The sequence below is a fragment of the Actinokineospora sp. UTMC 2448 genome (assembly GCF_024760565.1).
GTDB lineage: Bacteria > Actinomycetota > Actinomycetes > Mycobacteriales > Pseudonocardiaceae > Actinokineospora > Actinokineospora fastidiosa.
Window position 1 is genome coordinate 2,966,426 of sequence record NZ_CP031087.1, and the last position, 19,043, is coordinate 2,985,468.

A 19,043-nucleotide genomic window follows, 5' to 3' on the forward strand; every position below is an offset into this window, starting at 1 on the left:
CGATGCTGCCGAGGGTGGGCGGGGATGAAAGGATCGGTCCCCGTGAAGACGTTCGACGAGCTGTTCGCCGAGCTCAGCGACCGCGCGACGACCCGGCCGGAAGGCTCGGGCACCGTCGCGGCGCTGGACGCGGGCGTGCACGCCCAGGGCAAGAAGGTGCTGGAGGAGGCGGGCGAGGTGTGGATCGCCGCCGAGCACGAGTCCGACGAGCGCCTGGCCGAGGAGGTCTCCCAGCTCCTGTACCGCGTGCAGGTGCTGATGCTGGGCCGCGGCCTGACCCTGGAGGACGTCTACCGACATCTGTGAGGCGCGTGTCCCGGCCACCCCCTCACACCCTCCTTTGGAGCCCCCATGCTGCGCGTCGCAGTCCCCAACAAAGGCGCCCTCGCCGCCGCCGCGTCCGAGATGCTCTCCGAGGCCGGATACCGCCAGCGCCACGAGTCGCGCGACCTGACGGTCATCGACCCGGCCAACGAGGTCGAGTTCTTCTTCCTGCGCCCCAAGGACATCGCCATCTACGTCGGCTCCGGCGAGCTCGACCTCGGCATCACCGGCCGCGACCTGGCGCTGGACTCGCGCGCCCCGGTCACCGAGCGCCTGGCGCTCGGCTTCGGCGGGTCCACCTTCCGCTACGCCGCCCCCGCCGGTCGCGAGTGGAAGGTCACCGACCTCGCGGGCAGGCGGCTGGCGACCAGCTACCCCAACCTGGTCGTCGACGACCTGGCCCGCCACGGCGTCACCGCCGACGTGATCCGCCTCGACGGCGCGGTCGAGATCTCCATCCAGCTCGGCGTCGCCGACGCGGTGGCCGACGTGGTCGGCTCCGGCCGCACGCTGCGCCAGCACAACCTGGTCGCCTTCGGCGAGGCCATCTGCGTGTCCGAGGCCGTGCTGGTGGAGCGGGCCAACGCGGAGCCGTCGGCCGCCCGGGACCAGCTCGCCGCGCGACTGCAGGGCGTGGTGTTCGCCCAGCAGTACATGATGCTGGACTACGACTGCCCGAAGTCCCTGTTGGACGCCGCGATCGAGATCACCCCGGGCCTGGAGTCGCCCACGGTGGCGCCGCTGGCCAGCGCCGACTGGGTCGCGGTGCGGGCCATGGTGCCGCGCAAGGACGTCAACGCGACCATGGACGAGCTGGCCGCGCTGGGCGCGAAGGCCGTGCTGGCCTCCGACATCCGGGCCTGCAGGCTCTAGTCCGCGCGGTCCACAAGCGACTCGTCGCTCGCATCAGGCTCCGGCCACCCCGGGTACTCCGGCGGCGTGCCGCCGAACTCGGGGCAGTGGGCCTGGTGCGAGCACCAGTCGCACAGCCGCGACCGGTTGGGGCGGAAGTCGCCCGTGCGGCCCGCCCGCAGGATCGCCTGCCAGATCGCGTCCAGCGTCCGCTCGAAGCGGGTCAGCTCGGCCTCGTCCGGCGTGTACGCCAGGGACTGCCGGTCGGCCAGGTACATCAGCCGCAGCTGGCGGGGGACCACGCCGCGCAGCCGCCACAGCGCCAGCGCGTAGAACTTCATCTGGAACAGCGCCTTGGCCTCGCCGATCTCCCGGGGCGCCGTGCCGGTCTTGTAGTCCACCACCCGGATCTCGCCGGTCGGCGCGACGTCCAGCCGGTCGATGTACCCGCGGAGCAGGACCCCGCTGGGCAACTCGGTCTCGACCAGCAGCTCGCACGCCTCCGGCTCCAGCCGCCGCGGGTCCTCCAGCTCGAAGTACCCGCCCAGCAGCGCGCCCGCCGAGTCCAGCGCGCCGCCGGAGAGCAGCGTGGCCAGCGCGGGCTGCTCGGCAACCAGCCGCTCCCACGTCGGGGCCACGAGCTCCTGGGCCCGCGACAGCACCCGCTCCTCCCGGGGCAGCCCGAACAGCTGCTCCAGCACCGCGTGCACGACCGTGCCGCGCAGCTGCGCCGCCGTCGGCGTCTCCGGCAGCTTGTCGATCGCCCGGAAGCGGTACAGCAGGGGGCACTGCTTGAAGTCGCCCGCCCGCGACGGCGACAGCGCGGGCCTGCGCGGCGGGGCGCTCTCCTCGGCGACGAGATCGGGAAGCATGGCCTGACCATATAGTCGGCGACCGACAGCCCCGGATCACCCCCATCCCACACCCGCCGCTCTACGCTGGGCCGGATGTCGAGCACGGCGCCACCCGCCCCGCCCGGCGGCGGACTCCTGCTGTTCCGCTTCCGCGGCGTCCCGGTCGTGCTCGCCCCGTCGTGGTGGCTGGGCGCGGTCGCGATCGTCGTCCTCTACACGCCGCTGGTCGAGCGGCTGCTCCCCGGCGCGACCACGACGTCCTCCGTCGCCCTCGCGGCCGCGTTCGCGGTGCTGCTCGGGCTGTCCGTGCTGGCCCACGAGATGGGGCACTGCGTGACGGCGCTGCGGCTGGGCCTGCCGGTGCGCAGGCTGCGGCTGTTCCTGCTCGGCGGCCTCGCCGAGATCGCCAGGACCCCGCGCAGGCCCGCCCACGAGGGCGTGGTCGCCGCCGCGGGCCCTGCGGTGTCCATCGTGCTCGCTGCCCTCTTCGGCGCGATGGTGCTGGTCCTGCCCGGGCAGGGGGCGCTATGGCTGCTCGTGCTGGAGTGCGCCTTCGCCAACGTCGCCGTCGCCGTGTTCAACCTGCTGCCCGGCCTGCCCCTCGACGGCGGGCGCATGCTGCGCGCGGGCGTCTGGGCGATGACCGGCCGCCGCGCGACGGGCACCCGCGCCGCCGCGGTCGGCGGCTGGGTCGTGGCGGGCCTGCTGGTCGCCTGGGCGCTCTGGGGCGTGGCCACCGAGTCCCCCGACCGCTGGCTCCGCCTGGGCATCTGCCTGTTCACCGCCTGGTTCGTGGTGGCGGGCGCGGGCGGCGAGCTGGCCGCGGAGCAGCGGCCGCTGCCCGAGGGGTTCCGGCTCGCCGACGTCGTGCGCCCGATCCTGCAGCTGCCCGCCGAGAGCCCGGTCGCCGACGCCCTCGCCGCCGCTGCGGGCCGGGGCGTCGTGCTGGTGCGCGCGGACGGCGTGGCCGCCGGGCTGCTCGACCAGGCCGCCGCCGAGCGGCTGGCCGCCAGCTCGCCGTTCTCCCCGGCCGAACTGGCCGCCGAGCCGATCCGGCCGGAGTCGGTGCTGCTGGCCTCCGAGCCGGTCGCCGACATCGTCGACCGGGTCCGCGAGACCGCCGCGTGGCAGTTCGTCGTGGTCGACGACGACGGCAGGCCGTCCGGGGTGCTGCTGCGCACCGACCTCGGCGCCGCGCTCGACGGGGCTGGCTGAACCGGCGCGCACGCGCTCTGCGACCATGTCCCGGTTTGCTTAAGGAGGCGAATCGGTGACGGCGCGCAGGATCAGCGGCCCCTTCCAGGCCGGGGACCGGGTACAACTGACCGACCCGAAGGGACGGCACTACACCCTGGTTCTCACCCCGGGCGAGAAGTACCACACCCACCGCGGCGCGCTGGCCCACGACGACATCATCGGCCAGCCCGAGGGCTCCGTCGTCACCTCCGCGGTCGGCACCGGCTACCTCGCGCTGCGCCCGCTGCTGTCGGACTACGTGCTGTCGATGCCGCGCGGCGCCCAGGTGATCTACCCCAAGGACGCCGCGCAGATCGTCATGCAGGGCGACATCTTCCCCGGGGCGCGCGTGCTGGAGGCGGGCGCCGGGTCGGGCGCGCTCACCTGCTCGCTGCTGCGCGCCGTGGGTCCGCAAGGGACGGTGACCTCGTACGAGATCCGGGAGGACCACGCCGTCCACGCCGAGCGCAACGTCATCGAGTTCTACGGCGAGCACCCGACCAACTGGACGCTGACCGTCGCCGACCTCGCCGAGCACACCGGCGAGGTCGACCGCGTCATCCTCGACATGGTGGCCCCGTGGGAGGTGCTGCCGACGGTCGCTGCCAACCTGATCCCCGGCGGCGTGCTGGTGGCCTATGTGGCCACCACGACCCAGCTGTCCCGGGTGACGGAGGCGCTGCGCGAGCAGCAGTGCTGGACCGAGCCGTCGGCGTGGGAGACGCTCATCCGCCCGTGGCACGTGGTCGGCATGGCGGTCCGCCCGGAACACCGCATGATCGCGCACACGGCGTTCCTGCTGACCGCCCGCCGCCTCGCCGACGGGGTCACCCCGCCCCGCCCGCAGCGCAGGCCGAGCAAGGGCTGACCGTCTACAGGCTCACGCACCAGCCGTTGTCCTCCTGGCTGAGCAGGATCGGGAACGGCTCGTCGCCCACCGAGGTCTTGGTGTTGACGGTGGCGAAGGTGCCCGCCACCTCGACCTGGCCGGAGATCTCCACCGTCCCGTTCGCCGCGACGATGGCGGTGTACATCAGGCCGGGCGGCTCGGTGCTCGCGCAGACCAGGTCGCCCGCCGCGGACTCGTCGCGGTCGTTGACGGCGTCGACGTAGGCCTGGGCCACCGCGTCCGGGTCGTCCCCGCCGCCCCCGCCGGAGTCCCGCTCGGTGGTGGTCGGGTCGGCCGACTCCTCCGTGGTCTCCTCGGTGGTGGTCTCCTCCTCGGAGGTGGTGGTGCGCGGCGGCGCGGTCGTGCTGCCGCCGCTGCCCGCGGTCTGGCCGCTGTCGCGGGTGAGGAAGTACACGCCGACGCCCGCGCCGCCGAGGACGAGCAGGGCGATCGCGACGATGGCCACGATCTTGCCGGTGTTGTTGCCCTTGGGCGGCTCGCCGCCGCCGTAGGGCTGCTGGTAGCCGTACTGCTGGTCGTAGCCGGGCTGGCCGTAGGGCTGCTGCTGGCCGAACACCGGCTGGGCGTAGCCCGGCTGCGGCTGTCCGTAGGGGTCCGGCTGCTGCTCGTAGGGACCGGGCTGCTGGCCGTACGGGTCCGGCTGCTGGCCGTACGGGTTCTGGCCGTAGGGGGGTGGCGTGGTCATGGCCCGACTCCTCGGATCGCCCGCTTGGGGGGTGTTGGCTGGTTGTGCGAAGGGTGGCGCGGTCAGGCCGTTTCCTCCCCGCAGAACCGCCACTCGCCGTCTTCCTTGACGATCTTGATCTCGATGTCGACGTTCTTCACGTCGCCCCCGCCGGACAGCTCCAGGGCGATGCGCGCCGTGGCGACGTCGCCCCTGACCTCCGGCGCGCCCTGCGCCGAGCCGGTGATCTCGTACTTCTCCAGCTGGCTCTCCAGCTGGGTGGTGTCGGTCCCGTACTTCTTCTTGTACGCCTTGCACGCCTGGCCGGTCACGGCGGCGAAGCTCTTGGTCTCGTAGGCGTCGATGTAGTCCTCGACCACCGCTTCCGGGCCCGCGTCCGCCGTCGTGGTCTCGTCGGACTTCGGGGAGGTGGTCACCGGGGCCGACGGGGCGCCAGCGGTGTTCGGGCCGCCGTCGCGCGTGAGGAAGTACACAGCCACGCCCGTGCCGCCGAGGAGCAGCAGGGCCATGGCCACGATGGCCACGACCTTTCCCGCGTTGCTCTTCTCCGGCGGGGGCGGCGGCGCCGGGGGCTGGGGCGGGCCGTATCCCGGCTGACCCGGGTATCCGCCCTGGTAGGGGCCCTGCTGACGCCACGGATCGCGACCGTAGCCCGGCTGCGGTGGTCCCCCGTACGGACCGGGCTGCTGCGGTGGGTAGGTCATGTCGATCCCCGGCTAGTGGTGGTGTCGGCCCATCCTATTGGCCGATATCGGACGAGCTGACACCGCCGCCGCCCGGCGAGTTGCCCGGCGGCGGCGGAGTGTGCGGAGGTCAGGCGGGGCCGAAGTCGTCGGCGCACCAGTCGCCGTCCACCTTCTTCATCTTGATCTCGAGGTCGATGCTCCTGCCCTCGAAGGTGGCCGTCACGAGCGCGGTCGCGGTGTCGCCGCTCTCGGTGACCTTGCCGAGGGTGATCTTGAGGTCCGAGGGGAACTCGTCGGTGTCGACCGAGTCCTCGATCTCCTGCGGGTCGCACGCCACGGAGCGGACCGCGGAGGCGTCGCGCGCCGTCATGCCGTCGACCACGGTCTCGGCGACGTACTGCGCGGAGTTCCCGCCGGTCAGGACCAGGATCAGGGTCACGGCGACGCCGATGACCACCACGCCGACGCCCGCCAGGATCCACGGCATCGCGCTCTTCTTCTGCGGCTGGCCGTAAGGCTGGCCGTACGGGCCCGGCTGCTGCCCGTACTGCTGCTGCTGGCCGTAGGGGTCGCCACCGAAGGGCTGGCCGCCGGGCGGGGTGCCGTAGGGCTGGCCGCCGGGGGGAGTGCCGTGCGGCTGGCCGCCCGGCGGAGTGCCATACGGCTGCTGGCCGTATTGCGGCGGCTGCTGCTGGGGGAAGCCGCCCTGCTGCGGCGGCGGGTACTGGGGTTGCTGCGGCTGGCCACCGTAGGGGTCCTGCGGTGGCGGCGGGTAGGTCATGTCTTCCCCGGTCGTTAGCTGTGAATAGGAGGTGCACAACGCTGGCGCGAGTGGCCTAATACACCGACGCACGGTAGCGGCAGCCCGGTTCCGGCGGATACCGGATCGGCCCAGTGACTGCGGCCGAGCGGGTGTTGCGGACCGGTGACACGCGGGTTCCGGGATGCGGATGCTCTGTTGTTGTCGGTGATCGCCGGTACCGTAGTGGGTACGAGTTCGGGAGGAGGTGCCGACATGCAGCACGATCGTCCCGGCAGTCGGCCTGAAGATGCCGACGATCAGCACGGTGACACGCCCGGCCCGGGGGGCGAGCGCGAGCAGCGCTCGGCGGCCGCGCAGATCCGATTCCTGGAAGAGGAAGTCGCTCTGCTGCGCCGGAAACTGACGGAATCGCCGCGGCACTCGCGGCTGGTGGAGCAGCGGTTGGCCGAGGCGACCGAGCGGGTGAACCAGCTCACTGAGCGGAACACCAAGCTGGTCGACACGCTGCGGGAGGCCCGCGGCCAACTGCTCGCGCTGCGCGAGGAGGTCGACCGCTTGGCGCAACCGCCCAGCGGGTACGGCGTGTTCCTCGAACGGCACGAGGACGGCACGGTCGACGTGTTCACCGCGGGCCGCAAGATGCGGGTGTCGGTCTCACCCGCGGTCGAGGGCGAGGACCTGCGCAAGGGGCAGTCCGTACGCCTCAACGAGGCGCTCACGGTCGTCGAGGGGGGCGGCTTCGAGCGCACCGGCGAGGTCTGCGCCTTGCGCGAGTTGCTCACCGCGGACGGCGACGAGGTGCCCACCCGGGCGCTGGTCGTCGGGCACGCCGACGAGGAGCGCGTGGTCTGGCTGGCCGATCCGCTGTTCGAGGCGCCGCTGAAGCCCGGCGACTCGCTGCTGGTCGACGCCAAGTCCGGCTACGCCTACGAGCGGGTGCCCAAGGCGGAGGTCGAGGACCTGGTGCTGGAGGAGGTGCCCGACGTCGACTACGCCGACATCGGCGGCCTGTTCCGGCAGATCGAGCAGATCCGCGACGCCGTCGAGCTGCCGTTCCTGCACAAGGACCTCTTCGCCGAGTACGAGCTGCGCCCGCCCAAGGGCGTGCTGCTCTACGGCCCACCCGGGTGCGGCAAGACGCTCATCGCCAAGGCGGTGGCGAACTCGCTGGCCAAGAAGGTGGCCGCGGCGCGGGGCGACCGCAGCCCGTCCGACGCCAAGTCGTACTTCCTCAACATCAAGGGCCCCGAGCTGCTCAACAAGTTCGTGGGCGAGACCGAGCGGCACATCCGGCTCATCTTCCAGCGGGCCAGGGAGAAGGCGTCGGAAGGCACCCCGGTGATCGTGTTCTTCGACGAGATGGACTCGATCTTCCGGACCAGGGGCAGCGGCGTCTCCTCCGACGTCGAGACCACGATCGTGCCGCAGTTGCTCAGTGAGATCGACGGTGTCGAGGGCCTGGAGAACGTCATCGTCATCGGCGCGTCCAACCGCGAGGACATGATCGACCCGGCGATCCTGCGACCAGGCAGGCTCGACGTGAAGATCAAGATCGAGCGGCCGGACGCCGAGGCGGCGCGGGACATCTTCTCCAAGTACCTGACCCCCAAGCTCCCCATCCACGCCGACGACCTCGCCGAGTTCGGCGGCGACCCGGCCGCGTGCATCGACGCGATGATCCAGCACACGGTCGAGCGGATGTACGAGGAGACCGAGGACAACCGGTTCCTGGAGGTCACCTACGCCAACGGTGACAAGGAGGTCCTGTACTTCCGGGACTTCAACTCCGGCGCGATGATCCAGAACATTGTGGACCGGGCCAAGAAGTCGGCGATCAAGTCGGTGCTGGAGACCAAGCAGCCCGGCCTGCGCGTGCAGCACCTGCTGGACGCCATCGTCGACGAGTTCGCCGAGAACGAGGACCTGCCCAACACGACCAACCCGGACGACTGGGCGCGGATCTCGGGCAAGAAGGGCGAGCGCATCGTCTACATCCGCACCCTGGTGACCGGCAAGAACCAGGAGGCGGGCCGGGCGATCGACACGGCCAGCAACACCGGTCAGTACCTCTGACCCGAACCGCGGCGGCCCCGGAGCGCACGCTCCGGGGCCGCCGCGCGTACGCTCACCGCCGATGGTGTCGATCAACCGGTTCGGGCTGGGGCTGGCCGCCCTGGGCAGGCCCGCCTACCTCAACGTCGGCCGCGACCTGCCGCGGGACCGGGGCGTCGAATCGCTGCGTGCGCGCACCTGGGATGTCCTGGACGCGGCCTATGCCGCAGGGGTGCGGCGGGTCGACGCGGCCCGGTCGTACGGGCTGGCGGAGGAGTTCCTGGCGGGCTGGCTCGCCGAGCGCGGCGTGTCCGATGTGTCCGTCTCGTCCAAGTGGGGCTACGCCTACGTCGGCGAGTGGCGGGTCGACGCGGCAGTGCACGAGGTCAAGGAGCACTCCCTGGCCCGGTTCCGGCAGCAGTGGGACGAGACCCGCGCCCTGCTCGACGTGGACCTCTACCAGGTGCACTCGCTGACCGAGGACAGCCCGCTGTTCGCCGATGACGCGCTGCTGGACGCGCTGGCCGCGTCCGGGGTCCGGCTGGGCTTCTCGACCTCCGGCCCCGACCAGGCCGCGGCCATCCGGCGCGGGCTGGCGCTCGAACGCTCCGGCGTCCGGCTGTTCACGGCGGTCCAGGCGACGTGGAACGTGCTGGAGCCCTCCGCCGGGCCCGCCCTGGCCGAGGCCCACGCCGAGGGCGTCCACGTGACGGTCAAGGAGGCCATGGCCAACGGCAGGCTCGCGGTCAACCCGCCCGGCGCGGTCCGCGAACTGGCCGACGCGCACGGCGTCGGGCCCGACGCGGTCGCCCTGGCCGCCGCCGCCCAGCCGTGGGCGGACCAGGTGCTCATCGGTCCGGCGAGCGTCGACCAGCTGGCCGCCAACCTGCGTGCCCTCGACCTCCCCGACGCCCTCGACCTGCCGGACCTGGCCCGCGAACCCCGCCGCTACTGGACCGAGCGATCCCGGATGACCTGGAACTGACGTTTTCGGGTAGTTTGCCCACGTTGTCGGGTCGGGGGACTTGACTGGGGGAGTTCCTGGTGCGGCCTGCGCTGCTGGTGTCGATGGCCGTGTCCTTGCTGGCACTCGGCTGCACCGCCGATCCCGACGTGGCGCCGCTGGGACCGCGCACGTCGGCGGAGTTGACGTCGGCCCTGGTCACCGAGGGGGACCTCGCGGGCGAGGGCGTCGTCGCCCGGGTCGAGAGCGAGCAGAAGCCGTTCCTCGGCGCCTGCGTCCCGGACAGCCCGTCCGCACACGCCCTGGCGCGGTGGACCCTGCGGGAGGACCGCGCGGTCACGCACGCGGTGGAGACCTACCGACGCCCCGCCGACATGATCGACGCGCTGCGGGACCGGGAGGTGTGCCTGGAGAAGGGCATGCGGACCGCCATGGGCCCGGTGCTGGGCGCGCTCGACGTGGACGCGCAGCACTCCTGGTGCCTCACCGAGGACGACCGGCGCTACCGGTGCGGCGGCGTGGTCGCCAAGGGCGACCTGCTGGTCATCATCAGCGCGGACGCGGTGGGCCGGAACGAGACCGGGACGATCGTGGCGAACCTCTTCCCCGCAGCCCTGCGCGGCGTGGAGCGCGTCGGGGTCAGGCCGAGCAAAGTCCTGCCCGCCGATCCGACCCCGGGCGAATGGGCGCCCGGTGACCCCTCGGCCGCCCTGCTGACCCTGGACGACCTCGCGGGTGAGGGGGAGGTGCGGTCCCTGAAACCGCCTGCTGCCTCCGTCGCGCAGCTCTGCCTGCTGGCGACGCCCGAGGCCCAGGCCATCGGGTCCTGGCGGCTCGCCGACGGGAGCGTGGTCGTGCACTCCGTCGAGTCCTACGAGAACGCCGCGGGGCAGGTCCGGGTGTTCACCAGGGACAGCCGGTGCACCTACGGCGACGGTCGGTGGGAGCCGGGGCCGGAGTGGGGACACCTGGACGTGCACGTCCAGGTGTCGTGGTGTTCCACGCGGCCAGGGGTGCGGGGCTGCGGCGGGGTGGTCGTCCGGGGCGACCTGATGAGCACCGTGGTCGTGGCGGCGGAGACGACGGCCGCCGCGCGGGCGGCCGTGGCCCGGCTGATGCCACTGGCGGTCGCGGCGCTGGACCGCGTGTAGGCGGGTGCGGTGGGACCGGTAGGTTCGGCGGGCGTACCGCAGTCGATCTTTGGGGGACCGTTGTTCCGCCGTGCGCTCGCGCCCGCCGCGGTGCTGCTGCTCGCCGCAGGCTGTTCCGGCCGGGCGAACGACCTCGACACCTACTACGACGACCCGACGACCACCGTCGAGCCCACCCTGGTCGCGCCGGTCGCCGCGCCGACCACCCCGGTGTCGACCACTACGCCACCACCCACGACGACCACGCCCCCGGTCGACGCCGACGCCGTGCTCCTCACCGACGACGACCTCGCGGGCGAGGGCGTCGAGCAGGTGGGCAGCCTCTCCTACACCCCGCTGAACTGCGCCCCCGACGCCAGCGCGGCCTGGGAGTACCCGAGCGGGTCGACGCTCGACCAGACCGTCCACGTCCTCCCGGACGCCGCCGGGCGCGTCGCGGAGATGCGCGAGACGGGCGAGTGCCTGGACACCGACGGCACCACCACACGCCCCGACCTGCCGGAACTCGGCGACGACCGGTTCGGCTGGTGCTTCGTCGGCCCCACCGACCGCGGCTGCGGCGCGGCCATAGCCAAGGGCGACCTGCTGACCGTCATCGTGGTCAAGGCGGGCACGGTCGACCGCGCCAGCGCCGCCGTCGTCCGCATAGCCCCCCTGGCCGCCGACGCCCTCGGCCGCGCCTGATCACCGCCAGGGCGCTCAGCCCCGGAGGGCGAACCAGCGCTCCATGACCAGGCGCCCGTCCGGGACGAAGGGCCATTCGTGGGTCGCAGGCGGGTGCGGAGCTGGTCGACGGGCATCCATCAGCTCTCCTCGACCGCGCCAGCGCCGCCGTCCTTCGCATAGCCTCCTGGCCGCCGACGCCCTCGGCCGCGCCTGATCACCGCCAGGGCGCTCAGCCCCGGAGGGCGAACCAGCGCTCCATGACCAGGCGCCCGTCCGGGACGAAGGGCCACTCGCGGCCCGCCAGGCGGGTGCGGAGCTCGTCGACGGGCATCCATCAGCTCTCCTCGACCGCGCCAGCGCCGGCGTCCTTCGCATAGCCCCCTGGCCGCCGACGCCCTCGGCCGCGCCTGATCACCGCCAGGGCGCTCAGCCCCGGAGGGCGAACCAGCGCTCCATGACCAGGCGCCCGTCCGGGACGAAGGGCCACTCGCGGCCCGCCAGGCGGGTGCGGAGTTCGTCGATGGGCATCCACCAGCCCTCGGCGATCTCGCTCTCCTGCGGCGTGATCGGGCCGTCCCAGCGGGTCTCGTAGGCGAACACGTGCGTGCGGACCGGGGGCAGCTCGACCGGCATCGTGAACACCGGGGTCAGCTCGGCGCCGACCACGCCGTACTCCTCGGCCAGTTCGCGGGCGGCCGCCAGCGCGGGGTCCTCGCCCGCCCCGACCACGCCGCCCGCGGCGCAGTCGTGCAGGCCGGGGTAGATGTCCTTGGTGTCGGTGCGGCGGTGCACGTAGACCCGCTCGCCGTCGCCGGAGCGGACCAGGACGGCCGTGGCCGCGTGCCAGAGGCCCTCGGCGCGCATCCGCGCCCTGGTCACCGACCCGATGACCCGACCGGCCGCGTCGTACAGCGCAACCCACTCGTCCGTGCTCACTTCGCCCATCCTGCCCTCCGCGACGCGGCTCACCGCCGGTTCGTCGGGATCGCCCCGTAGGCTGGCCGGTATGCGGCGGATCATGGGAACCGAGGTCGAGTACGGCATCGCGGTGCCGGGCGACCCGACGGCCAACCCGGTGTTGACATCGACCCAGGTCGTGCTGGCCTATGCCGCGGCGGCGGACATACCGCGGGCCCGGCGGGCCCGCTGGGACTACGAGGTCGAGTCCCCGCTGCGCGACGCCCGGGGGTTCGACCTCGGCGCGCCCGGCATGGCGCCCACCGACCCCGACGTCGAGGACCTGGGCGCGGCGAACGTCATCCTCACCAACGGCGCGCGGCTCTACGTCGACCACGCCCACCCCGAGTACTCCGCGCCCGAGGTGACCAACGCGCGCGACGCCGTCATCTGGGACAAGGCGGGGGAGCGGGTCATGGAGGAGGCCGCCCTGCGCGCGGCCACCGTGCCCGGGCAGCCGCGCCTGCAGCTCTACAAGAACAACGTCGACGGCAAGGGCGCCAGCTACGGCACCCACGAGAACTACCTGATGGCCCGCAACACGCCGTTCACCGCGGTCATCGCCGGGCTGACGCCGTTCTTCGTCTCCCGCCAGGTCGTCTGCGGCTCCGGCCGGGTCGGCATGGGCGTGGCGGGCGAGGAGGCGGGCTTCCAGCTCTCCCAGCGCGCCGACTACATCGAGGTCGAGGTCGGCCTGGAGACCACGCTCAAGCGCGGCATCATCAACACCCGCGACGAGCCGCACGCCGACGCCGACAAGTACCGGCGCCTGCACGTGATCATCGGCGACGCGAACCTGGCCGAGACGTCGACCTACCTCAAGGTCGGCACCACCGCGCTCGTGCTCGACCTGATCGAGGCAGGCGTGCGGTTCGACCACCTCAAGCTGGCCGACCCGGTGCGCGCGGTGCACGTCATCAGCCACGACCCGACGCTGAAGACCAAGGTCGAGCTGGCCAACGGCCGCAAGTACAGCGGCCTGGACATCCAGTTCGCCTACCACGAGATGGTCGCCGACAAGCTCGGCCGCGCCGACGTCGACCGGGTCTCCCTCGACGTGCTCGACATGTGGGGCACGATCCTGGACGCGCTGTCCCGCGACCCGATGGAGTGCGCCGACCGGCTGGACTGGCCCGCCAAGCTGCGGCTGCTGGAGGGCTACCGGGCCCGTGACGGCCTGGCGTGGTCGTCGCCGCGGCTGCACCTGGTCGACCTGCAGTACTCCGACGTGCGCCTGGACAAGGGCCTCTACAACCGCCTGGTCGCCCGCGGCTCGATGAAGCGGCTGGTCAGCGAGGAGGAGGTGCGCGCGGCCATCGTCACGCCGCCGTCGGACACCCGCGCCTACTTCCGCGGCCGCTGCCTGGAGCGCTACCCGACCTCGATCGCGGCGGCGTCGTGGGACTCGGTGATCTTCGACCTGGGCCGCGAGTCCCTGGTCCGCATCCCCACCCTCGAGCCGCTGCGGGGCACGAAGGCGCACGTCGGCGCGCTGCTCGACGCGGCGAACACCGCAGAGGAGCTGGTGGACGCGCTGACCGGGGCGCGGCGTTAGCCCCGTTCACCCAGGGCGAATTTCGATCTCGGTCCCGGCGGGGACCGCGACGAAAGTCGGTCCCGCTCGGTACTGTTCGGTATAGGCCAGACCACCGGGAGGCGAGGATGTCCCAGGAGCAGAAGCAGCGCCAGGGCGGCGGCGACGGCGACGAGGGTGTCGACGACACCACCGCCGCCGGTCAGGAGCGCCGGGAGAAGCTCAGCGACGACACCGACGCGATCCTGGACGAGATCGACGACGTCCTGGAGGAGAACGCCGAGGACTTCGTCCGCGCGTACGTCCAGAAGGGCGGCCAGTAACCCCGGCCGCTCCGTCCCCGCCCCGCGACCCGAAACGAAAGCAGGCATGGATCACACCTCTTCCCGTGGGCTGCCCGCCGCCTACCTCACGACGGGCACCTCGTCGTTCACCGACTTCCTGCGCGCCCAGGCCCCCGAACTGCTGCCCGGCGGCCGCCCGATGAGCGGGGCGGCCCCGGCCGACCTCACGCACGGCACCACGATCGTGGCCGTCGCCTTCTCCGGCGGCGTCCTCATCGCCGGTGACCGGCGGGCGACGGCGGGCAACCTGATCGCGCAGCGCGACATGGAGAAGGTGTTCGTCACCGACGACTACTCGTCGGTGGGCATCGCGGGCACGGCGGGCATCGCGGTGGAGATGGTCCGGCTCTACGCCGTCGAGCTGCAGCACTACGAGAAGATCGAGGGCACGTCGCTGTCGCTCGACGGCAAGACCAACAAGCTGGCCACGATGGTCCGCGGCAACCTCGGCACCGCGCTGCAGGGGCTGGCCGTGGTGCCGCTGTTCGTCGGCTACGACCTCGCCGCTGCGGACCCGGCCAGGGCGGGCCGGATCGTCTCCTTCGACGTGGTGGGCGGCCGCTACGAGGAGCGCGCGGGCTTCCACGCGGTCGGCTCGGGCTCGAACTTCGCCAGGTCGGCGCTGAAGAAGCTCTACGACCCCGACAGCGACCGCGACAAGGCAGTCCGCATCGCCGTCGAGGCCCTCTACGACGCCGCGGACGACGACTCGGCGACCGGCGGGCCCGACCTGGCCAGGCGGATCTACCCGAGCATCGTCACCATCACCGCCGAGCAGGGCGCGGTGCGGCTGTCCGAGGAGGAGGCCGCCGCCGTCGCCGAGGCGGTCGTGACCGAGCGCGCGGCCCGCCCCCGAGGCTGAGTTCCGATGACCCCCACCGACCGAAGGAGCCCACAGTCGTGACGATGCCGCTGTACGCCTCTCCCGAGCAGCTGATGCGCGACCGCTCGGAGTACGCCCGCAAGGGCATCGCCCGGGGCCGCAGCGTCGTCGCGCTCAAGTACGCCGACGGCGTCCTGTTCGTGGCCGAGAACCCCTCGGCCACGCTGCACAAGGTCTCCGAGATCTACGACCGCATCGGGTTCGCGGCCGCGGGCCGCTACAGCGAGTACGAGAGCCTGCGCCGCGGCGGCATCCGGCACGTCGACCTGTGGGGCTACTCCTACGACCGGCGCGACGTCTCGGCCCGCCAGCTGGCCAACGTCTACGCCCAGACCCTCGGCACGATCTTCACCGAGCAGGTCAAGCCGCTTGAGGTGGAGCTGTGCGTGGCCGAGGTCGGCGCCACCGCGGCCCAGGACCAGCTCTACCGGCTCACCTACGACGGCTCCATCGTCGACGAGCCGCAGTTCCTGGTCATGGGCGGGCAGACCGACCCGATCGCCGCGTCGCTCAAGGAGACCTTCACCGAGGGCATCACGCTGGCCGACGCGGTCGGCCTGGCGATCAAGGCGTTCGCGGCGGGCGGGGCCAACGGCGCCAACACCCCGCCCTCGCCGGACAAGCTGGAGGTCGCGGTGCTGGACCGCAACCGGCCCACCCGCGCGTTCCGGCGGGTCACCGGCGCGGCGCTGACCGCGCTGCTGCCCCCCGAGGCGCGCACCGAGGCGGGCTCGGAGTCCCCGGCCAAGCCGGTCGAGGACGTGCAGCTGCCGCCCGAGGAGTAACCAGCGGGAGCATCGACGGGGCCATCCGATCGGGTGGCCCCGTTCGCTGTGCGCCAAGATCACGACTCGATCACCACATCGAATAAAACCGCTGGTCGCGTCGATGTTATGGGCGTTCGGGATGGGAGTGTCACAGGTCGATCGGGCCATAGTGCCTCAACGGATTCGCTCGATCGGGTGAGATATCGGGTGTCCGGATCACCCTGCTCAACCCGAGGAAGCCACATGCCGCGTCACCGGCCGAGACGCCTCGCCGCGCTCGCCGCCGTCCCCGCTCTGGTCGCCACGCTGGCGGGCGGGACAGCCGTCGGACAGCCCGCCCCGACGGACCTCCCCGAGGCCCCGATCCGCCTGGTCAGCGGCGAGTTCCTGCCCAGCGCCCTGCCCGCGTACCCGGCCCCGGCGCTCGCCGCCGCCGAACGCGGCTCCTACCTCGTCCAGTTCGCGGGCCCGGTCCGCGAGGACTGGAAGGCCGGGCTGACCGCGATCGGCGCCCGGCTCGTCGAGTACATCCCCGACTTCGCGTTCAAGGTCCGGATGAACCCGGGCCAGGCGCGACGGGCGGAGAAGCTGCCCGGAGTGCGCTGGGTCGGCCGCTACCAGGCCGCCTGGAAGGTCACCGCCGACGCGCGGGCGGAGATCGCCGAGGGCAAACCCGCCGTCTACGAGGTCCACGCCGAGAACGGCGTCGACCTGGCCGCCGTCGCCGCCGCCGCCACCGCGACCGGCGCCGTCGCCACCCCCACCGGCAGCCGGACCCTGCTGCTGGCCGCCACCCCCGCCCAGGCCACGAGCGTGGCGGGGATCGAGGACGTCGCCGTCGTCGACGGCTTCCACGTCCACGAGAAGCACAACGACCACGCCGCCGGTGGCCTCATGCGCGGCAACCAGGCGTACGCGCTCGGCTACGACGGTTCCACCCAGATCGTCGCGGTCGCCGACACCGGGCTCGGCGGCGGCACCCCCCGCCACCGCGCACCCGGACATCCCCGTCGCCCGCGTCAAGGCCATCCGCCCGTGGGCGGGCGCGGACGCGGCCAACTGCTACGACGTCCAGCCCGACGGGGCGCAGGACGTCGACAGCGGCCACGGCACCCACGTCGCCGTCTCGGCGGTCGGCGACGGCATGGCCGACGGCCGCGGCAAGGCGGCGGCGCACTCGGCCCGCCTGGTGTTCCAGGCGGTCGAGGACTACGTCGACATCATCGGCGCCTGCGCCCAGCAGGGCTACCCCGACGGCTACTACCTGTTCGGCATCCCGACCGACCTCGGGCTGCTGTTCCAGCAGGCCTACGACGAGGGCGCGCGCATCCACGCGAACTCGTGGGGCGCGGACGAGGCGGGGGCCTACACCGAGGACTCCCGTCTCGCCGACAAGTTCGCCAACGAGCACCGCGACATGCTCATCACCTTCTCCGCGGGCAACGCGGGCGTCGACCTGAACGCCGACGGCGTCGTCGACAACGACTCCATCGGCGCCCCGGGCACCGCCAAGAACGTGCTCACCGTCGGCGCGTCCGAGGTCAACACCCTCGCGCCGCAGTGCGACCGGAACCTGACCTACCAGGCGCAGAACCAGGCCGAGCGCACCACGATGGGCAACCGCTCCTGCAACCAGGCGGGCGGCAACAACGTCATCCCGACCTGGGGCGACTGGTGGGGGTCGTCCTTCCCGGCCAACCCGATCAGGTCCGACCGCCAGACCGGCAACCACCAGCAGATCGCGGCGTTCTCCAGCCGGGGCCCGACCGACGACGGCCGGATCAAGCCCGACGTCGTCGCGCCCGGCTCCTGGGTGCTCTCCGGCTACTCCGACAAGCACCAGCAGCAGTACGACGGCACCTCGGTCAACCCGAAGACCCGCGTCCACCAGCACGACGGGTACGGCTTCCCGCTGAACGACGACTACAAGTACTTCAGCGGCACGTCGATGTCGAACCCGCTGGCCGCGGGCGGCGCCGCGGTGGTCCGCGACTTCTACAAGAAGAACTGGGCCGTCGACGCCTCCGGCGCGCTCGTGAAGGCCACGATGGTCAACAGCGCCACCGACCTGCTCGACGAGAACAACGACGGGTCCAACGACAACGACCTGCCCATCCCCAACGCCCACGAGGGCTGGGGCCTGGTCAACCTGGAGAAGGCGACCGCGGGGACGGCCCGCTTCCTCGACGAGACCGTCCCGGTCAGCACCGGCGGGGTCCACGAGACGCGGTACAGCATCCGCGGCGGCTCCGGCCCGCTGAAGATCACCATGGGGTACGCCGACAAGGAGGCGGCGACCACGGCCGCCGTGTCCCTGGTGAACGACCTCAACCTCATCGTGCAGTCGCCCAGCGGCATCACCTACTTCGGCAACAGGTTCTCCGGCGGCTGGTCCACCGCGGGCGGCAGCCCGGACCAGCGCAACAACGTGGAGAACGTGTTCATCCCGAACCCCGAGGCGGGGGAGTGGATTGTCCGGGTCACCGGGAGCAACGTGCCCTCCGGCCCGCAGCGGTTCGCCCTGGTCGTCGACGCCACCTTCGGCCAGGAGGGCAACACCGCCAACCCGGTCGTCACCAACCCCGGCAACCAGGCGGGCGAGCGCGGCGTCCCGGTGAGCCTGCAGATCCAGGCCACCGACGCCGACGGCGACACCCTGGCCTACTCGGCCACCGGCCTGCCCGCCGGGCTGACGATCAACGCCGAGACCGGCCTGATCACCGGCACGCCGACGACCGCGGGCACCACCCACGTCCGGGTCCGGGCGAGCGACGGCCGCGACGGCCTGGGCGTCGCCGCCTTCACCTGGCGCATCGGCGCGCCCGCCCAGCTGCTCAAGAACCCGGGCTTCGAGTCGGGCACGGCGAACTGGAGCGGCCAGACCACGGTGATCACCAACAGCACGGTCCGCCCGACCCACGGCGGGACGTACTGGGCGCGCATGGCGGGCACCGGGCGCAGGGGGTCCGAGACGCTGTACCAGCAGGTCGCGATCCCCGCGGGCGCGCTGTCGGCGACCGCGTCGTACTGGGTGCGGGTGGACACCGCCGAGCAGACCACCACGGGCCGGTACGACACCCTCCAGCTGCGGGTGCTCGACACCAACGGCGCGGTGCTGGCGACCCTCGGCGCCGTCTCCAACCTCGACGCCGGACCGGCGTACGTCCAGAAGACGTACGACCTGAGCGCCTACAAGGGCCGCACGATCCGGCTCGCGTGGGTCGCGACCGAGGACAGCTCGCTGCAGACGACCTTCGCGGTCGACGACACCGCCGTGGTCGCGGTGTCCTGACAGGCAACCGCGGCGCGGGCGGTGCCCGCGTCGCGGTCTCCACCCCGGCTCCGGGGGCGCCGTGCGCCGCACGACGCCCCCGGAGCCGTTTCGACACGCCGCGAGCGCGAAATGTGGCACTGT

General features: G+C 72.5%; 19 protein-coding genes. 13 read left to right on the forward strand and 6 right to left on the reverse strand.

Annotated features, from left to right (window positions below; genetic code table 11):
* Positions 1–42 precede the first annotated feature (42 nt).
* Both Actkin_RS13825 and hisG read left to right on the forward strand, forming a co-directional pair.
* Complete coding sequence (locus Actkin_RS13825; RefSeq protein ID WP_229787665.1) at positions 43–306, forward strand: phosphoribosyl-ATP diphosphatase; 264 nt, start codon at positions 43–45, stop codon at positions 304–306.
* Between the two features lie 45 nt (positions 307–351).
* Positions 352–1,197 carry an ATP phosphoribosyltransferase gene (hisG, locus tag Actkin_RS13830; RefSeq protein ID WP_189213843.1) on the forward strand — a complete coding sequence of 282 codons (846 nt, stop codon included), beginning with the start codon at positions 352–354 and terminating at the stop codon, positions 1,195–1,197.
* Here the strand turns inward: hisG and Actkin_RS13835 are convergent.
* On the reverse strand, positions 1,194–2,048 hold the full coding sequence (locus Actkin_RS13835) for a RecB family exonuclease (protein WP_258907480.1): 855 nt from the start codon (positions 2,046–2,048) through the stop codon (positions 1,194–1,196). The genes hisG and Actkin_RS13835 overlap by 4 nt on opposite strands.
* Positions 2,049–2,123: 75 nt before the next feature.
* On the opposite strand from Actkin_RS13835, the gene Actkin_RS13840 reads away from it, so the two are divergent.
* Both Actkin_RS13840 and Actkin_RS13845 read left to right on the forward strand, forming a co-directional pair.
* The gene (locus tag Actkin_RS13840; RefSeq protein WP_189213845.1) at positions 2,124–3,245 is read left to right on the forward strand and encodes a site-2 protease family protein; all 1,122 of its coding nucleotides are present in this window, start codon (positions 2,124–2,126) and stop codon (positions 3,243–3,245) included.
* Positions 3,246–3,300: 55 nt separating this feature from the next.
* Positions 3,301–4,134, forward strand: a complete 834-nt coding sequence (locus tag Actkin_RS13845) for a tRNA (adenine-N1)-methyltransferase (protein WP_258907481.1) — start codon at positions 3,301–3,303, stop codon at positions 4,132–4,134.
* Between the two features lie 4 nt (positions 4,135–4,138).
* Here Actkin_RS13845 and Actkin_RS13850 read toward each other — a convergent pair whose 3' ends face one another.
* The 3 genes from Actkin_RS13850 to Actkin_RS13860 form a co-directional block, all read right to left on the reverse strand.
* The gene (locus Actkin_RS13850) at positions 4,139–4,861 is read right to left on the reverse strand and encodes a flagellar basal body-associated FliL family protein (RefSeq protein WP_258907482.1); all 723 of its coding nucleotides are present in this window, start codon (positions 4,859–4,861) and stop codon (positions 4,139–4,141) included.
* A 62-nt stretch (positions 4,862–4,923) separates the two neighbouring features.
* The gene (locus tag Actkin_RS13855; protein ID WP_258907483.1) at positions 4,924–5,565 is read right to left on the reverse strand and encodes a hypothetical protein; all 642 of its coding nucleotides are present in this window, start codon (positions 5,563–5,565) and stop codon (positions 4,924–4,926) included.
* A gap of 109 nt (positions 5,566–5,674) precedes the next feature.
* Positions 5,675–6,328: a hypothetical protein gene (locus Actkin_RS13860; protein ID WP_189213849.1), complete on the reverse strand. Its 654-nt coding sequence runs from the start codon at positions 6,326–6,328 to the stop codon at positions 5,675–5,677.
* Between the two features lie 234 nt (positions 6,329–6,562).
* Here Actkin_RS13860 and arc point away from each other — a divergent pair, with 234 nt between their 5' ends.
* The 4 genes from arc to Actkin_RS13880 all read left to right on the forward strand — a co-directional run bounded on the left by arc (position 6,563) and on the right by Actkin_RS13880 (position 11,161).
* On the forward strand, positions 6,563–8,383 hold the full coding sequence (arc, locus tag Actkin_RS13865; RefSeq protein WP_189213850.1) for a proteasome ATPase: 1,821 nt from the start codon (positions 6,563–6,565) through the stop codon (positions 8,381–8,383).
* Between the two features lie 61 nt (positions 8,384–8,444).
* Positions 8,445–9,347, forward strand: coding sequence for an aldo/keto reductase (locus Actkin_RS13870; RefSeq protein WP_258907484.1), 903 nt, complete (start codon positions 8,445–8,447; stop codon positions 9,345–9,347).
* A 59-nt stretch (positions 9,348–9,406) separates the two neighbouring features.
* A complete protein-coding gene (locus tag Actkin_RS13875; protein WP_258907485.1) occupies positions 9,407–10,477 on the forward strand; it encodes a hypothetical protein in 1,071 nt (356 codons plus the stop codon).
* A 60-nt stretch (positions 10,478–10,537) separates the two neighbouring features.
* The gene (locus Actkin_RS13880) at positions 10,538–11,161 is read left to right on the forward strand and encodes a hypothetical protein (RefSeq protein WP_258907486.1); all 624 of its coding nucleotides are present in this window, start codon (positions 10,538–10,540) and stop codon (positions 11,159–11,161) included.
* A 408-nt stretch (positions 11,162–11,569) separates the two neighbouring features.
* Here the strand turns inward: Actkin_RS13880 and Actkin_RS13885 are convergent, their stop codons facing one another.
* Positions 11,570–12,079: an NUDIX hydrolase gene (locus Actkin_RS13885; protein ID WP_258907487.1), complete on the reverse strand. Its 510-nt coding sequence runs from the start codon at positions 12,077–12,079 to the stop codon at positions 11,570–11,572.
* Positions 12,080–12,149: 70 nt separating this feature from the next.
* On the opposite strand from Actkin_RS13885, the gene dop reads away from it, so the two are divergent.
* The 4 genes from dop to prcA all read left to right on the forward strand — a co-directional run bounded on the left by dop (position 12,150) and on the right by prcA (position 15,646).
* Positions 12,150–13,655 carry a depupylase/deamidase Dop gene (gene dop, locus Actkin_RS13890; RefSeq protein WP_189213855.1) on the forward strand — a complete coding sequence of 502 codons (1,506 nt, stop codon included), beginning with the start codon at positions 12,150–12,152 and terminating at the stop codon, positions 13,653–13,655.
* Positions 13,656–13,762: 107 nt separating this feature from the next.
* Positions 13,763–13,957 carry a ubiquitin-like protein Pup gene (locus Actkin_RS13895; protein WP_189213856.1) on the forward strand — a complete coding sequence of 65 codons (195 nt, stop codon included), beginning with the start codon at positions 13,763–13,765 and terminating at the stop codon, positions 13,955–13,957.
* A gap of 46 nt (positions 13,958–14,003) precedes the next feature.
* A complete protein-coding gene (gene prcB / locus Actkin_RS13900; protein ID WP_189213857.1) occupies positions 14,004–14,840 on the forward strand; it encodes a proteasome subunit beta in 837 nt (278 codons plus the stop codon).
* Positions 14,841–14,878: 38 nt separating this feature from the next.
* Positions 14,879–15,646: a proteasome subunit alpha gene (prcA, locus tag Actkin_RS13905; RefSeq protein ID WP_189213858.1), complete on the forward strand. Its 768-nt coding sequence runs from the start codon at positions 14,879–14,881 to the stop codon at positions 15,644–15,646.
* Between the two features lie 662 nt (positions 15,647–16,308).
* On the opposite strand, the gene Actkin_RS13910 is transcribed toward prcA, so the two are convergent.
* Positions 16,309–16,524 carry a hypothetical protein gene (locus Actkin_RS13910; RefSeq protein WP_258907488.1) on the reverse strand — a complete coding sequence of 72 codons (216 nt, stop codon included), beginning with the start codon at positions 16,522–16,524 and terminating at the stop codon, positions 16,309–16,311.
* On the opposite strand from Actkin_RS13910, the gene Actkin_RS13915 reads away from it, so the two are divergent.
* Positions 16,515–18,920: a S8 family serine peptidase gene (locus Actkin_RS13915; RefSeq protein WP_258907489.1), complete on the forward strand. Its 2,406-nt coding sequence runs from the start codon at positions 16,515–16,517 to the stop codon at positions 18,918–18,920. The two genes, Actkin_RS13910 and Actkin_RS13915, sit on opposite strands and share 10 nt — an antisense overlap.
* Positions 18,921–19,043: the final 123 nt, after the last annotated feature.